Raw genomic sequence first — 16747 nt, 5'->3', positions numbered from 1 at the left:
GAAATCCCCGCCTTGCCATCGTCAAATACAGGTAGGACATTGAACGGATTTACCAAGGAGCACATGTGCGGAACAAACCACATTTTTTAAAAGGACTCGCGGGGGGGCTCATCCTCATCGCTTTTCAGAGCGTGACCGCGGCCCGGCAGCCCAACGTGGTGCTGATTTTGACCGACGACCAGGGCTACGGCGAAATCGGCGCACACGGCAACCAACGGATCAAGACACCGGAACTAGATCGGCTGCATGATGAAAGTGCTCGGTTGGTGAATTTCCATGTAAACAATGTCTGCTCGCCGTCGCGGGCGGCGATTATGACCGGAAAATATTCCACACACGTGGGTGTCTGGCACACGCTGGGCGGGCGCGACATGGTCTATCCCGACGAAACGATGATGCCGCAGCTATTTGCTGATAACGGCTACGCAACACAGATGGTCGGAAAATGGCATATCGGCGACTCCTTCCCCTACCGCCCGGAAGACCGCGGCTTTCAAGAAGTCTACCGCATTGGCGGTGGCAGCCCCGGCCAGGTGGCCGACTATTGGGAAAACAGCCTGTTCGACATGCACTACTGGAACGGAAAAACCTGGGAGCAGTCCAAAGGCTTCTGCACCGACACGCAGTTTGACGCCGCCATCGACTTTATCGGCCGCAATAAGAACCAACCGTTTTTCACCTACATCTCCTGCACCGCCGTGCATTCTCCCATCGGTGCGCCGGATGAATATCTGGCGATGTATGAAGGACAGTCTAAAGAAATCCAAACCTTCTACGGTATGGTCAGCAACCTCGACTGGAATGTCGGCCGCCTCCGCACTTTCCTGAAGGAAAACGGACTGGATGAAAATACGATCCTTGTTTTCATGACCGATAACGGTTCAGCCTGCGACAAAAAGAATGCATACGATTCCTTCAACGGCGGTATGCGGGGCAAAAAAGGCTCCGACTATGACGGTGGCCACCGCGTGCCCTGCTTCATCTACTGGCCGAAGGGCGGCTTTCCGAAGGGCGCCGATATAGAGCCGGTCACGGCGCACATCGACCTGTTGCCCACCTTTGTGGATGCCTGCAACCTGAAATCTGACGTGGATTCCGATGGTACCAGCCTGTTGCCGCTGCTGAAGAAACCCACGGCGAAGCTCGACCGCATGCTGGTGACCGAGGGCAAGGTGGGCGACCGATCCGAAATGTATGCCTCCTCCTGCGTGATACAGGGTGACTGGCGATTGGTGAAGGGAAAAGAACTGTTCAACATCTCGGCCGATCCGGGCCAGGAAAACGACGTGGCCCAGGCCAACCCGGAAATCGTTGAGCGCCTGCGCGGTGGTTATGAAACGTGGTACGCTGAAATGGCCAAAGGATTCCAAAAAGAGTCCCGCAGTGTGATTGGCGATCCACGCTGCAACCCGGCCCGGCTCTACTGCATGGACCTGCATCCTTTTCCAAAGGTTGGAAAACAAAAGCAAAAAGGTAAAACCGTCTGGAACCAGAAAGCGGTCAAAAAAGGCGAACCGTATCACGGACTCTGGAAACTCAACGTCGCGCAGGCCGGCACCTATGAAATCGCTCTGCGCCGTTTCCCCGAAGAGTCCGGCCTGAAATTCAGCAATACCCCTCCAAAAGGCGGATCGGTCGAATATATTTCTGCAGAACTGAATATCGGAAAAATCCACGAGAAAAAACAGGTCGATATGGAATCCGGTAAAGTGACCTTTACCGTTGATCTCAAAGCCGGCCCTGTCGAAATGGATGCAACTTTAATGGATAGCAAAGGCAAAAAGACCTCTGCCTATTATGTATATGTATTGAAAAGGTAGGGCCCGCTCTCCGAGCGCGCCGCCCAGCGGAATGGCTCGACAGACGGGCCGTACGACAGAGTGGACGGCTCGGAGAGCCTTCCCTACCACAAGGAAAATTGATGAACAGAAGAAATCTACTCCGATCCGGCGCGTTGCTCGCCACCGCAGCAGCGCTCCCCGCTGCCCGGGCCGCTAAGCCCAGGCAGCCCAATATTGTGCTGATTATGCTCGATGACGTCAGCCCCGAAATGTACGGGTGCTATGGAAGCAAGGATGCCAAAACGCCGAATATCGACCGCTGGTCGAAAGAAGGGGTCATGTTCCGCACCGCGTGGGGATCGGCCGTCTGCACACCATCGCGCGCACTGATCATGACGGGACGCTATGCCACCACCACCGGCTTCTGGTACAACGGCTTTGCCGTCCCGCAAAAAGATGGAACCAACGACCTGTTTAAACACCATCACAGCTTTGGAAAACTGATGCAGCAGGAGGGCTATGCCACCGCCGTCGTCGGAAAATGGCACGTGGGTTCCGCCGAAGCCCCGCACCACAAACACGTCGGTTTCGATGAATACTGCCTATGGGAAGGCCCGAAAGAACTCGGCCAACTACCGGATAAACCCGAACACACCGGACTGTGGGAAGACGAAAAAACGCCCTCGCGCTATTGGGATCCGTGTTTCGTCATCAACGGTAACTACCGCCCGCCGAACAAGGGTGACTTCGGCCCCGATATTTCCGTCGATTTCCTCAACGGTTTCATGGAGCGCAAGGTGAAGGAAGATAAACCCTTCCTGGCCTACTGGGCATGCGTCGCCCCGCACGGAACACGTAAGGGTTCGCCCACCTGTCCAATCTATGGAAAACCCGGCACCATGGACAAAGACAAAGCGGATGACCGCAACCGCTTCCGCGCCCTGAACGACTATATCGATATTCTTGTCGGCAAAGTGGAACAGAAGGTCAATGAACTCGGCATTGCCGACAACACGGTCTTCATTATCTGCTCCGACAACGGAACCGCGAGCATCGCAAAATCGCGCGGTGTCGAGCGCGGATGCCATGTCCTGTTCATTGCCAAAGGCGCCGGCGTCAAACAACGCGGAACCACCGATGAGCTGACTGACTTTTCCGACATTCTTCCAACGTTGCTCGACTATGCAGGTGGAACACCGCCGGAAAATTATGAACTGCACGGACAGAGCCTGAAACCCTTCCTGTCGGGTGCGAGCGATGCCCATCGCGATTATATCTTCGCGTGCACTGGAACCTCACAGCTGATGCGAACCAAAACCCACATGCTCGAAGTGGTCAACCCCATCCTCGATGTACCGGACGGCCGCTTTTACTATTGCGGCAATCACCGCTTCGGCAAGGGATACAAACGCGTCGACAACGATCCTGAACACGCCAGCCAGCGCGCCTACTTTGAAAAGACCATGGCAAAATATCCGAACATTACCAACGAACACCCGTATTTCCAGGATCAGAGGGCCGCAGATTGGCTGACCGGATGGAAAGATCCGCGAGCGGCCGGCAAACATTTACATAACCACAAGGACTTTCAGTTCTACGACGAAGCTCTGGACCGGGATTAAGGATCATCATTATGAAACAACAGTACATTCTTGCATTCGCTCTGATTGCGGGCGCGGTATGCATCAATACCCAGGCCCGACAACCCAACATCCTGTTCATCATGTCCGACGACCACGATGCCAACACCATCGGTTGCTACAACAGTTTTATAAAAGACCATTGCCCCACACCGCGCCTCGACCAGATGGCAAAGGACGGCGCTTTGTTTAAAAACTGCTTTGCCATCAACTCGCTCTGTGCGCCCAGCCGCTCGACCATCATCACGGGACAGTACAGTCATGAACACGGAGTCTATACCCTCCGTGAGCACCTGAACGTAGCAGACTTCCCTTCACTGCCGAAGGTCCTGCAACAGGGCGGCTACCAGACCTGCGTCTACGGCAAGTGGCATCTGCATGGCAACAACCTGCTTGGTTTTGATGATTATGCGGTATCGCTCTCGCAGGGATCCTACTTCAATCCCGGCTACGGAGCGCCCGAAGGCAAACGTTCGTTCAAAGGCTACGCCGTCGATGTTGCCGCCGATGAGACCATTAAGTTTATCGATAAGCGCGATCCTTCCCGTCCGTTTTTTGCGATGTGCCACTTTAAGGCGGCTCACGGCCCCTGGCAGTATGCTGAACGGCACAAGGATCTGTTCAAGGGTATAACCCTGCCGGAACCGCCCACCCTGCACGATGACTATCAAAACCGTTTTGCCGAAGGCGTCGCGAAAAACCGGGCCAAGATCCATAACCCCGAAGACCTCGCCATGAGCCAATCCCTTTGGCAGCAAAAAGGCAAGAAGGGTAAAGGCGGCAACCCAAATGGAAATAAAGATTATTCCCACCTTTCTGATCCAAAGGAAATCCGCTCAGCGGCCTATCAGGATCTCGCCAAAGATTACCTGCGCTGTATCGCGGCCGTGGATGAAAATGTCGGAAAACTGATCGATCATCTGGCCAAAATCGGGGAACTGGAAAATACCGTAATCATCTATACCGGCGATCAGGGTTTCTTTATGGGAGAGCACGGCTTTTTCGACAAACGCCTCGGCCTGGATGAAGCCATGCGCATGCCGCTGATCATCCAATATCCGAAAGAGATTAAACCCGGAACCGTGGTCGACGAAGTCGTCAACAACGTCGATTTTGCGGAAAGCATGATCGATTACGCAAACCTTCCAATCCCTGAAGAAATGTCCGGATACAGCTTCCGCAAACTGCTGCAGGACGATAAAGCCTCCTGGAAACGGGAAGCCACCATCTATTATTTCTACAGTTCCTCCACACCGCGGCATTACGGCGTCCGCACCAAGGACTACAAGCTGTTGCACTATGTCGGAAAGAAAGCCTCCGATGTCATCGGCTCCGACCTGTTCGACCTGAAAAAAGCCCCGAACGAAATGGTCAGCGTTTTCGACGACCCCGAATATGCCGAGGTTCGTAAACAGATGGAAAAGAAACTGGTCGACGAAATGAAATCGATCAAACTCTCCTCCAACCAACTGCCCGGCGGCTCCGCCGTCAAGACGGGTGCGCCGCCCCCAGCCGAGGGCGAAAGGAAAAAGAAAAAATCGGAGGAAAAGAAAAGGTAGGGCCCGCTCTCCGAGCGCGCCACCCGCTGGAACAGTCCGGCGGGCAGGCTCGGCAACAGAGCGGACGGCTCGAGAGCCATCCCTACCCTAAAACCCAGGAACCATATTATGAAAAAGACACTGCTAGCATCCATCCTCCTGTCCGGCTTCGTTACAATCTCGATGGCGACCCAACCGAATATCGTACTCATCTTGGCCGACGATGTCAGCGCCGATATGTTTTCGTGCTATGGTCAGCCCGGAACGGCACAGACCCCGAACATCGATCGCATCGCGAAGGAAGGCGTGCAGTTTAAGACCGCCTTTGCTCCGGCCATTTGCGGACCTTCGCGCGCCCTGCTGATGACCGGCGTTTATGCCAACCACAGCGGAGCCTACCGCAATAACATCTGGCTGGACGGTTCGAAGCGCAACCTGTTTGAAAAGTTTCCCAGCTGGGCCAAACTGATGCAGGGAGGCGGCTACAAAACCGCTGTGGCCGGGAAATGGCATGTCTCCAGCGAACCCTGGGAGGAAGTCTCCGGCTTCGATGAATACTGCATGTATTACGGGCCCTCCAAAATCAAGGATCATTTCGGAATCGACGTGATTGCCGACGGGCGGCGCGAGGATATCAAGCTCGACGATGAACGCTACTGGTATTCATCGATGATCCAGAACGGGGACTATGTCGACGTCACCAAAAATGACTTCGGCCCGGATCAGCGCTGTGACTTCCTGATCGACTTTATGGAGCGCAACGCGAAGGCAGGAAATCCGTTTGTGGCCTATTGGCCCACCGCCATTCCGCATGGGCCCTATTCCACCACACCGGACGCCGGCGCGCCGATGGACATCGAACTGAAGAAGCCCAACATTAAAGGGATGTCCAAAGAAGAAAAAAACCAGGTCATTGGTGCGTATGAAAAAGCGCAGGCCGAGCGTTTCATCAACCTGATCGAATATATGGATAAACTCATCGGCAAGATGGTGGCCACAACCAAAGAACTGGGCATCTATGATAACACCTACTTTATCTTCTGCGCTGACAACGGAACCGCATCCACCGCCAAGGACCGCGGCGTGGAGCGCGGCGTGCATGTGCCTTTTGTCGTCTGTGGCCCCGGCGTTAAAAAAATCGGCATCACCGCCGAACTGACGGACTTTTCCGATATCGCGCCGACCCTGCTCGACATGGGCGGCGTGAAAAGCGATGTAGAATTTGATGGACAAAGCCAGCTGCCCTTCCTGACGGGGAAGAGCAAAACGCACCGGGACTGGATCTATGCCTACACCGGCCCCGTTCAGGTGCTGCGCACCAAACACCACCTGCTCGAAGCACGTGCGCCGTTCTACGATAAACCCGACGGGCGCTTCTACTATTGCGGCGAAGGGCGATTCCGCGAAAACTATGTCCGCGCCGACAAGGATCCGGAACACGCAGCAGCAAAAAAGAAACTGTTCGATGTGATCGACAGCCTGCCGCCGCATCTGCCGAAAGACCATCCATTCTGGAGTTCCAAGGATGGAAAAAAGTGGATCGAAATCGAGCTGAACAAATTCAACATCAAAGAAAAGCAACTCTACAACCACGCCGACTACAAGGTGTACGACGAAACCGATTAGGTAGGGCCCGCTCTCCGAGCGCGCCGCCCGGCGGAATGGCTCGGCGGGCGGGCAATGCGACAGGGCGGACGGCTCGGAGAGCCTTCCCTACCACCTGAAACTGCCCTGATTTAACCTTGCGCTAACAAGTCCACAAACACATCATCCTATCCATGCTTCCCGAACGAAAAATCCTGCCGCACGGAATTCCTTCGTGGGTTACGGACGGTTCGGAATACTTCATTACCATCTGCACCACGCCCCGGGGAACCAACCAACTCTGCCAACCGGAAACTGCCACCGTTCTCAAAGATTCGCTGCTGTTCTACCAAACACGCGGGGATCTATGGGTTCACCTCTTAGTTTTAATGCCCGACCACCTACATGCAATCCTTTCCTTTTCCCCAACCATTGGAATGCAAAAATCCATCTCAACATGGAAGCGGTATAATGCCCGGATGAAAGGAATCCAGTGGCAGCGCGATTTCTTTGACCACCGATTACGGAAAGACGAAAGTTTCGTGGAAAAAGCACACTACATCCGCATGAATCCCGTTCGGGCCAGCTTGGTTGATGCTCCCGAAAAGTGGCCGTACGCATGGACATTTCGCGACGAGTAAAAATGGAAATATCGGTAGGGCCCGCTCTCCGAGCGCGCCGCCCGGCGGAATGGCTCGGCGGGCGGGCAATGCGACAGGGCGGACGGCTCGGAGAGCCTTCCCTACCCCATGCCTTTTTTTCGGGCTTTCTTCTGCGCCTTCTTCTCGTTCACTTTTTTGCCGGCACCGTTCCGCGCAGCTTCATCAATGGCCCCCATGGTTTCAACGAGTTCGGGGTCGGCGGATGACCAGTCAAAAGTACGGTCAGCGAGTCTAATGTATTTCCGGTAGCCGTTGTTCGGCACGCCTTCCTGGGCCCAGACACCGAGCCAGGCATCGTATTGCTTTCTCAGCGCATCGAGTGTGCGGCGTTGCTCGGGGCTGGTGGCGAGGTTGCGATTTTCCAGGCGGTCGTGCTGCATGGAATACAGCTCTTCGGTCGGCGCATACCCATCGGCGCCGTAGAACCAGTTCACATATTTCCAATCCCTGGAAACGACGGCGAGCGAATGCGCTGGCCGCGCCCCCCAGACATTGATCAACGGAAGCGTCTGGTGGTTGACATGCCCTGGATTTCCAAGCATGGGAAGCATGCTCTTGCCTTGCATACCGAATGGGACCTTGACGCCTGCCAGATCCAGCAGCGTCGGGGCGATGTCGATATTCCCGGTTAACTGATCCACCCGCTGCTTTTTCCCTGCACTCGGATGGCGCGGATCAAAAACAACCAGCGGTGCACGGGAGGCCTCTTCATACGCATAAATCTTTCCGGCAAATCCCTTCGATCCGTTGAAATAGCCGTTGTCCGACGTAAAGATAATGACCGTATTATCGGCCACGCCCTGTTTTTCCAATTCGTCCATCACCATCCCGACGGCCTGATCCATGCCATAGACCATCTGGTGATACTGGCGCGACGTCCCGTCAAAATCCTTCACCCAGCCCTTGCCCTTGGTCGGCGGTCGTCCCGCGAAGGGTTGCTTCGGCAGATGCGCGGCGGCCTCCGGGCCAAAGTTTTCCGGTTTGGCAAAGGTAGCCCCGTTATAGACCTCGTCATAGCGCGGATCGGTCGCATAGGGCGTGTGCGGAGCCTTAAAACTGATGGAGAGACAGAAGGGTTTCCCCGAATCGTTGGCTTGCTGAATAAAATCCTGCCCGAGCACACCGAGCGCCCGCGTGGTATGTTCTTTTTCACCGGCGTGTTTTTCGTGCCAGGCCACAGCATCCTTATTGGCACTCACCTCATAGCTGCCCTGGCCCATCCAGCCGCCCCACCAGTCAAAACACGGCCGCACCACATGGGCCCCCTTGGCCTTGCCCTGCGGTTCAACATCGAAACCGAATTTTCCGGCAAAGCCCGTGAAGTAGCCGCTCTTACGCAGCAGCATGGGATAGGACTCCTCCCAGATCGGCATCGACATATGGCCATGTTCAAAATTGCATCCCGTGCTGAACTCAAGTTTCCCGGTCATCAGCTGGGCGCGGCTCGCCATGCAGATGGCGGTGGTGTCGTAGGCCCGATCAAAGACCACGCCCCGATCGGCAAGCCGGTCAAGGTTCGGTGTTTTCACATCCTTATTTCCCATGAAGCCGCAGGCATCAAACCGCATGTCGTCGGCCAGCAGAAAAACCAGATTCGGGCGCTTGGCCGAACCACGAGCAAAAGCCATCGCTCCGCTGCCCACCGTAACCGTACTCAGGAAATCTCTTCGTTTCATTTATTCACTCAATTCATTGTCATCCCATAGATATTGAAAAAAAAGGCTGGCATGTGCCGTTGAAATCCTCCACTCGGAGGGTATGAAAAAACAACATAAACACAAGCCAGCCGGACATAGGTATACAACCTTGAAACAATTGTGCAATCTGATTCCCGGACACATGGTGTCGAGCCTTGCGCAGAAGCATGGCGTGGACATTCAAAGCCGGACGTACACGCCGTGGAGCCATGTGGTTTCTTTGCTGTACGCCCACTTCTCCCATGCACTCGGACTCAACGATGTGTGCGACGCGCTCCAGATGAACGCGGCGGCGCTCTCTACCATCCGCGGCGCGGTTCCTCCGTCGCGTAACAACCTGAGCCACGCGAACAAGATCCGCAACGCGGACATGGCCGAAGAGCTCTACTGGTGCATGATGAAGCATCTGATGGATACAGTCCCGGGCTTCGCGAAGGGCAAGGTTCGGCGCGGATACCTCCGGCGCTTCAGCAAGACGATCCATGCGCTGGACTCGACCACGATCCAGCTCGTCGCCAACTGCATGGACTGGGCGAAGCATCGCCGCCGCAAGGCTGCGGCCAAGTGCCACCTGCGCCTCGACCTGCAAAGCTTCCTGCCCCGGTGCGCCATCATCGACACGGCGAAGCACCATGACAGCACGATGACCCAAAGCCTGTGCGCCGAGCTCAAACCCGGTGAAATCGCCGTGTTCGACAAGGCCTACAACAAGTTCAAGCATCTTTTCGAGCTGACGGTGCGCGGTGTCTGGTGGGTTGGCCGGGCGAAGGACAACATGCAGTACAAGGTGGTGCGCACCCTCGAAACCACCGGGCACAAGCGCATCCTGCGCGACGAGGTCATCGAGATGGTGGTCGAAGCATCGAAGAAAGCCTATCCGTGCGAGTTGCGCCGGGTCGTGGCGCTGGTCGAGATTAACGGCAAGGATGTCGAAATCGCCTTCATCACCAATCACCTGGAGTGGAGCGCGTGGACGGTCGCCGAACTCTACCGTTGCCGCTGGGACATCGAGGTGTTCTTCAAGGAGATCAAGCAGACGCTCCAACTCTCCGACTTCCTGGGCTACAGCGCCAACGCCGTGCGCTGGCAGATCTGGATGGGGCTGCTGGTCCACCTGCTGATGCGCTGCCTCGCGTTCATGCACGGATGGGAGCACAGCTTCAAGCGGCAGTTCACTGTTGTGCGCGCGGTGCTTTGGCGCCGGTGGAACCTGCCCGCCTTGCTGGATTCCTATGGGACAGCCAAACCGCCCGGCCGCATACGGGGTGCGCCGGAACAGGCGTATCTGCCGGGGTTTGTCTAAGAGCTGTGGGACAGCCATATGCACAAAGCGCGGAACCATGGTTAACCTTCAACAAAAAATCGGAATTGACTAAATGAATCGGACATCAGAAACCTTAACAAAAACGGGGTTTTACTCTCCGTCAGCACCACCTATGGGATGAATGTGCACTCAATTCTATTTTCAACCGCACAAAGCGATTCGTTGTTCCAATCATTGGAATCGCGTTCGTGACCATGATAAAGCCCGGTTCCGCAGGCCCGCTTGCCACCTCGCTGATTCCATGGGTCGTCCAACGATTGGAAACCAGATTATCGCACCGTTCCAGTTCGTAGGTAAGACCGCGCGAGGCTGCATCGGTTCGCCGACGGTAGGCGTAGAGGTAGACTTCACCTTGGAATTGTTGGTCTGGCCTTTCGGCCACCGCATATTCAAACAGGTTATCCAGCCCATTCGCATCGGGATCATCCTTCGGGTTCCACTCCAACGCGTTGGACACCGTGCCGGACACCCATTCCAGATAGGAGTTTGCCGGAATGGCCTCCAGCTCCAAAGCGAGATAGGCCGACGTTCCGTTTTCTTTGCTTTTGACACTGCGATTGGAAATCTTCGGCCCGCGCACCAGCCCGAACGTATAGGTCCCGTTCGAAACAACATGGCTGGTGACATCGGTCCAGAACCAGTTCCCGTCCAGTACCGCGCTTCCCAATAGATTTGATGTCAGCGCCGGGCGATTACTCCAGGTGATTGAATCCTCGGACCACGCATGGTTCTCGACCTCATAAATATTCAATCCGCCACTGAGCACGTTGGTCCCTTTATAAATCCACAGCTTGGCGGAAATGAGCGGAGTCGGCACGGCCACCTCGAATTTCATATAGCCCACCCGCGTCGCGCCATTGGTTTCCAGGTTCGGCGTGCGGAGCTCAATCTCCGCGCTGGCCCCATAGTTAGCGGTTGGATACGCATCGTCCACATAGGCGTCATCCATCACATCAAAGTTCAGGATGAGCCGTTGGATGACACCGATCGACAGGAAGCCCGTATCCGTCGCGCCGTTGCCATCGGACACTTCCACCGTCCAGGTGTTAACGCCGGCATCCATCGCACCGGGGGTTCCGGAGAGCACGCCGTTGGTTTCAATGTTCAGCCAATCGGGGCCCGCTGATTTAGTGTAGGTGATGGCGTCTCCGTCGGGATCGACCGCCTGCCCCGCGATGGAATCCGCGTAGGGCGCATCCGCAATGGCGGCGGGGGCACCGAAAGTTACCGAGGTAAAATAGGGTGCATGGTTGATCGGGGTCGGGTTGGCGGGATCGGCCACTGTAAAGTGCCACACCTCGCCGGTTGTGGTGCCGGTGCCTGTAACGGTATCGATGCGCCAATAGTAGGTCTGGTTGGTTTGCAGTGCCCCGGGAATAAAGATGTTGTTCACCTGATTGGTCTGAAACACAAGCAGATCGGCTTCCGTTCCAAAATAGACCTCGTGCGACAGCGCCTCCTGCCCCGGTTGCCAGATCAGGTCGGCATCGGGACGGGCGTTCAGCGTTTCATCCAGCGGAATCGGCACGGAAGCCTGCGGAAAAATGCGGCCGGGAATCCAATAGTTGGTGCAGCCCGTTTCGTAGGCACCCAGATCGGGCGCGGTGCCGGCATAACCTTCGGTGAACCCCGGAACATCGATGCCCGCATCTTCCAAGTCGGAACCGGCCTTGGGGCGGAAGTCCCAATTGAGCGGATCGCGCAGTTCTTCGAACAGGGTTTTGCCGAGCAGATTGCCGTGCCAGACGCCGACAACATTGGTGGGGATGAGCGGCCAGTTGTCAATCACATCGCCGGCAATGTTGCGAACGATGGAGTTTTCGTTGCCGTGGTAAGGGAAGTCGCCGCGGCGGCCTTCGATGATATTGCCGTCTTCGTCGTAGCCGTAAAATTTTTCAAGGGCAATATTGATGTCGCTCTTGGGACCATTACCGAGGCCGGTAATGTTGTAGACGCGGTGCTGGTCACCCTTGATGCGGAAACCACGGTTATTGTTCATGGAAACGGTGTGGTGGACCAGGCAGTTGGTATTGGCATAATCACCATCGAACCGGACGCCGTTGCGCCCTGCCCCATTCAACGCCCAGTTATACCGGACTTCGGTTGTCGGCTGTGTCGGCATAGGAATCTGATAAACGGAAAAGTCGCCCTCAAACATAAAGTTGTAGGCCAGATTATATTCAATGACTCCATGCGGACCGTTCTTGGTGGCGTTGCCGAGGCCGAGCGTATGAAAAGTATTTCGGCGAAGCGTAGTGCCGGCTCCCTTCTTATCGGAGACCGCACCGAAGAGTGTGCGGCCGAACTGGCCGTTATGGAACCAGCAATTTTCAACCAGGTTACTTCCAAAGGTGCGGATATAGAGACCGATGCCCTCGTAGCCAAAAAACGCACAGTTGCGCCAGATCAGGTTTGCCGGTTCGCGTCCGCCCAGCGTGTGATTGAACGGTGCGGAGTAACTATCCTGTACGCCGCCGCCCTGATAGATGCCGAGCATTTTCTTGAGATAGGAACTATAGCGAAAGTTGCAGTTTTCAAACGTGGTGTCGTAGGTTTCGTCGAGCTTGAACGCCGCGCCGAATAGGTTGATGCCGTTGAATTCCAGAAATTCGCAATTGGTGAGCGTTAGCGCAAAGTTCTGGTTCTTGGCTTCGATATAGCGGCCGACCGGTGATCCGCTGTCACGGAACCAAACATAGAGTTCGCCGGTACCTTTATCGAAGAACCATTCGCCCGGTGCATCCAGGCAGTTGATGTGCCCCTCAATGAAATAACGCGCGCCGTCGGCCGGTTGCGATTCATTAGGCGATTCCCCATACGGATCTTTGGTGTGATGCAGATCTGCAGTGCCTGCCACATGATTCGTGATGAGGGCATTGAAAATATCGTTCCCGGTCGCGAGGCAGCGGAAGCCGACAAAAATGCCGCCTTCATAACTTTTGTTCTGGCCGCTGAGATCAAATTTCAGATCATCGTTCACCATATGTCCCCACGATGAATCGTCTGTGATTTTCGCCCAGGTGGTTTCCTGATCCCAATAGCTGAACGGAGTTGGGTTGTGGCCGTCGCCGCTGTCCGGCTCCATCCAGTCCTTCTGCACGTTCGGCCAGCGCGCACCGGTCATGGCCTTGCCGTCCACGAATAGCTGCCACACATCTTCGGAAACCGTTGTTTTCCAGACCTTGGAATTCTGGCTCCACTGCGTCCAACCGTTCGTGACGGGAAGGGTTCCGGCAATGACGACCTCTTCTTCAGCGTGGTTCTGGAAAACAATGCGGTTGGTTGAATTGCCTACGAGACCGTCCAGGGTGATAGATTCATGGTATTTTCCGCCGCAAATAGAAACCGCATCCCCCGGATTCGCAGCATCGGCTGCTTCCTGGATGCTGTCGAAAGGATCGGTAAGCGATCCGGTCGCTCCGGCATTCCCATTGGTCGCCACGTAGATATTGGAAGCGAATGCCTGCGCAATGCATCCAAACCATATACATAAGGATAGTGTGTATTTAATCATCAATGCTTCCTCATTTACTCATAAGACGAGAATTGAAGTTGCCGATTCTCTTCTACGGGTAAAAGCTTTGCTTTCGGAATCTCGGTGCGACGGGCGCAGCGGTAGGGCTCGCCGTCCCGGCGCGCCGCTCGGCGGCATGGCTCGGCGGGCGGAGCGGTAGGGCTTGCCGTCCCGGCGCGCCGCTCGGCGGAATGGCTCGGCGGGCGAGCTCGGCGGGCGGGCGGTGCGACAGGGCGGACGGCTCGGCGCGCCGCTCGGCGGCATGGCTCGGCGGGCGAGCTCGGCGGGCGGGCGGTGCGACAGGGCGGACGGCTCGGAGAGCCTTCCCTACCATTTAAAGATCATCAATATCATTCTGCACATCGGCCGCCCAGGCAGTCCAGTCGGCGATCATGGAATTGAGCAGGGTTGGATCGGTTGTAGAGAGATCGGTTTCCTCGAACTCGTCGTTGACCATGTTGTATAGTTCCCACTGATAGGCACCACCGGGAAGATCCGTCCAGTCGGTGCGAACGAGCTTGTGAGTGTGTGTCATCCAAGCGTCGTCCTTGGAATCCTTAAACCCCATCGGCTTGCGCTCATCGGCGGGATTGACCAGTGTACCATTGGGATTTTCGGCAATTTGGTTGCGCAAGAGCTTGAGCAGCTTGGTGCCGTCGCCATCCATCGGCATCTCGGGTTCGATGCCGAGCAGCTCCAGCATGGCCGGAACAAAATCGTAGGTAACGACGGGGTATTTGGTACTACGCGGTGTGGTGATGACAGCAGGCCATTCAATGATGCCGGGAACGCGCAGGCCGCCTTCGTGTTCGTCACGCTTGTAGCCTCGGTAGCCGCCGGGCGAACCAATGTGAGTGTAGTAGAATCGACCGCCCTGAAGACCGGGCACATAGGTTTTCGGCGCGTCCTTTTTATTGGGTCCGTTATCGCTTGAAAAAACGACGATGGTGTTGTCGGCAATGCCCAACGTTCGAAGCTCGTCACGAATTCGACCAATCTCAAAATCCATGGCGGTGAGGCTGGTAAAATATTTTTTACAGGCCTCATAGATCGTCTGATCGATATCAGCGTAATCGTCTTTATATTCCAGGATTTCAGAGAGCGGCGTATGGACGCTGTGGAAACAGGAATAGATAAAGAACGGCTTGTTTTGCCGGTTTGCCTCGCGAATGAAGTCGATGGTTTTCTGCCCCGTCGTGGCCGCATCGTTTCCACTGCGTAAAAACGCATCGTCCTTGGCAATTTCTATAGGTATGTTCCACGCGCCGCCAAGAGCCTCTGCCTCTTTTCCTGCGGGCGGCGGATAGACCCAGTAGAGGTCATGCCGGACCGTGTCCTCGATATAGTCCATATCATGCACGATATTGTTCTTATCGACATTCGGCGTTCCAGCCTGCGCGGCGTTGTAGTCATCAACCAGTGCGGCATAGGGATCACCGGTGTTAACCACGTTGTAGGTGGAGTGGCAATGATCGAATCCACACGTCCATGGAGGGCGATAATACGCCCCCGCAGTGGCCTGTTCAAATCCCCCAATATGCCATTTGCCGACGTGTGCAGTGTAGTAGTTTAGCGGCTGAAGATATTCCGCCAGCGTCTTGTTACTGTACGGGATGGCGGCCTCGCCGGGATTGAGGGGCGAGGTAATGTTCATGCGCCAGTTGCTGCGCCCGGTCAGCACCGTTGCGCGCGTGGGACTGCAAACCGAAGCAGCGGCATAGAAGCGGTCGCAACGCAGCGACTCTGCCGCCATGTCATCCAGTTCGGGCGTCTTGAGTGTCGGGTGGCCATAGTAGGCAACATCGCCCCACCCCTGGTCATCAGAAATGATGTAGATTATATTCGGCCGTTCCGGCGGCTTTTTGCCCACCACGGTCAGCTTATAGGCGCTGGCCACCCCGGCCGCGCCTACTGCAGCCGATACGCATTTCATGAAATTACGACGCTTCATACGAATCCCTCTAGGTTTCCAATCGCTGAAAGTTATCGAATAGACGATTCCAAAGCCCGGAAATTCCCACCGAACGTCCAATCATTGAAAATGAAAAAGGCCACCTGCGGCTGCCTTTTCAACATTGTATCTCCGTGGGGGCTAGATCGTGAACCTGCGCCGAACCCAAAGTATGCCAATGCCCATCGAAGTAATCATACCGAGTGTCGCCGGTTCCGGGATGACATCCAAGGTGATCGACGTTATACCGGTTCTGGTAGCACTCCCCGTATCCCGCCATCCCCAACCAAAACGGTCGCCGTTTTCCAAGGAATAGGCCGTGGCATAATTGGTGGATACCATGCCGACATGCTGCAATACAATCGTGCTGCTATCCCCCACATAGAAATCCACGCGGTTGGCATTATTATCCAACTGGGTAAACCCAGACAGCTCCATGGTTTGCCCGTCACCCAACCCGCTGACTTCGAACCATAAGATTTCATTCAGATTAAATTTTTCGCTGTCACCACGAGGATTCAGGCCCTGGATCGTCCCTTTGTTCTGCGACATGACCAGCGTATTGTTCCCGCCTAGCGTCCCATAGTCGGTATTATCCCAGCTCGCATTGGTCGATGTAAAACCGAATCCCGCTGTTGCAGTCAGCACAACCGAACCGGCACCGGTGGAGGAACCGGTAATACCCAACGCATTGGTGAACGACAGGTTATCGGGTATGACACTCGGCGAGCCCATACTGAGGTTGAATGCCAAGGTACGGTCATTGGAGTCGCCATAGTAGTCGGACGCATCGTTATCGAACGACAAAGTTACACCCGCCATCGCTACAGCCCCCATTCCCAACGCCACGAAAACAACTAATGTTCCAGCATGCTTTTTCATTTCTCTTCCTTTTTTACGGATTCCCCCTGCTCTTCATCATAAACGGCCTATTTTGTGCAGGTTTTTATACTATGCAGACGAAACAAAATTCATCGTTTTCTCACCCGTTTCTTTTTTTAACCAATAAATTATTCGTCCTACCCAATGCAAAAAAGCCCCGGCAAACCGGGGCTT

At 55.3% G+C, this 16747-nt stretch carries 10 protein-coding genes; 6 read left to right on the top strand and 4 right to left on the bottom strand.

Annotation, left to right across the window (positions count from 1 at the left end; all coding sequences use genetic code 11):
- Nucleotides 1-65 precede the first annotated feature (65 nt).
- From E9954_RS24115 to E9954_RS33940, 5 genes are all read left to right on the top strand, one after another.
- On the top strand, nt 66-1820 hold the full coding sequence (locus tag E9954_RS24115; protein ID WP_168442559.1) for an arylsulfatase: 1755 nt from the start codon (nt 66-68) through the stop codon (nt 1818-1820).
- Between the two features lie 101 nt (nt 1821-1921).
- The gene (locus tag E9954_RS24110) at nt 1922-3403 is read left to right on the top strand and encodes a sulfatase-like hydrolase/transferase (RefSeq protein WP_136081832.1); all 1482 of its coding nucleotides are present in this window, start codon (nt 1922-1924) and stop codon (nt 3401-3403) included.
- Nucleotides 3404-3414: 11 nt separating this feature from the next.
- The gene (locus E9954_RS24105; RefSeq protein ID WP_136081831.1) at nt 3415-4980 is read left to right on the top strand and encodes a sulfatase family protein; all 1566 of its coding nucleotides are present in this window, start codon (nt 3415-3417) and stop codon (nt 4978-4980) included.
- A gap of 108 nt (nt 4981-5088) precedes the next feature.
- A complete protein-coding gene (locus tag E9954_RS24100; protein ID WP_136081830.1) occupies nt 5089-6585 on the top strand; it encodes a sulfatase-like hydrolase/transferase in 1497 nt (498 codons plus the stop codon).
- A gap of 152 nt (nt 6586-6737) precedes the next feature.
- Complete coding sequence (locus E9954_RS33940; RefSeq protein WP_136081829.1) at nt 6738-7184, top strand: REP-associated tyrosine transposase; 447 nt, start codon at nt 6738-6740, stop codon at nt 7182-7184.
- A gap of 101 nt (nt 7185-7285) precedes the next feature.
- On the opposite strand, the gene E9954_RS24090 is transcribed toward E9954_RS33940, so the two are convergent.
- Complete coding sequence (locus E9954_RS24090) at nt 7286-8881, bottom strand: sulfatase family protein (protein ID WP_136081828.1); 1596 nt, start codon at nt 8879-8881, stop codon at nt 7286-7288.
- A gap of 82 nt (nt 8882-8963) precedes the next feature.
- Here E9954_RS24090 and E9954_RS24085 point away from each other — a divergent pair, with 82 nt between their 5' ends.
- A complete protein-coding gene (locus E9954_RS24085; RefSeq protein ID WP_136077916.1) occupies nt 8964-10205 on the top strand; it encodes an IS4 family transposase in 1242 nt (413 codons plus the stop codon).
- A 121-nt stretch (nt 10206-10326) separates the two neighbouring features.
- Here the strand turns inward: E9954_RS24085 and E9954_RS24080 are convergent, their stop codons facing one another.
- From E9954_RS24080 to E9954_RS24070, 3 genes are all read right to left on the bottom strand, one after another.
- Nucleotides 10327-13740: a CBM96 family carbohydrate-binding protein gene (locus E9954_RS24080; protein ID WP_136081827.1), complete on the bottom strand. Its 3414-nt coding sequence runs from the start codon at nt 13738-13740 to the stop codon at nt 10327-10329.
- Between the two features lie 334 nt (nt 13741-14074).
- A complete protein-coding gene (locus tag E9954_RS24075) occupies nt 14075-15691 on the bottom strand; it encodes a sulfatase family protein (protein WP_136081826.1) in 1617 nt (538 codons plus the stop codon).
- A gap of 141 nt (nt 15692-15832) precedes the next feature.
- Nucleotides 15833-16573: a PEP-CTERM sorting domain-containing protein gene (locus E9954_RS24070; RefSeq protein ID WP_136081825.1), complete on the bottom strand. Its 741-nt coding sequence runs from the start codon at nt 16571-16573 to the stop codon at nt 15833-15835.
- Nucleotides 16574-16747: the final 174 nt, after the last annotated feature.

This window comes from Pontiella desulfatans (assembly GCF_900890425.1).
Lineage (GTDB): Bacteria > Verrucomicrobiota > Kiritimatiellia > Kiritimatiellales > Pontiellaceae > Pontiella > Pontiella desulfatans.
The sequence above is the reverse complement of the archived record's forward strand: the minus strand, read 5'-3'. Positions and strand labels throughout refer to the sequence as shown.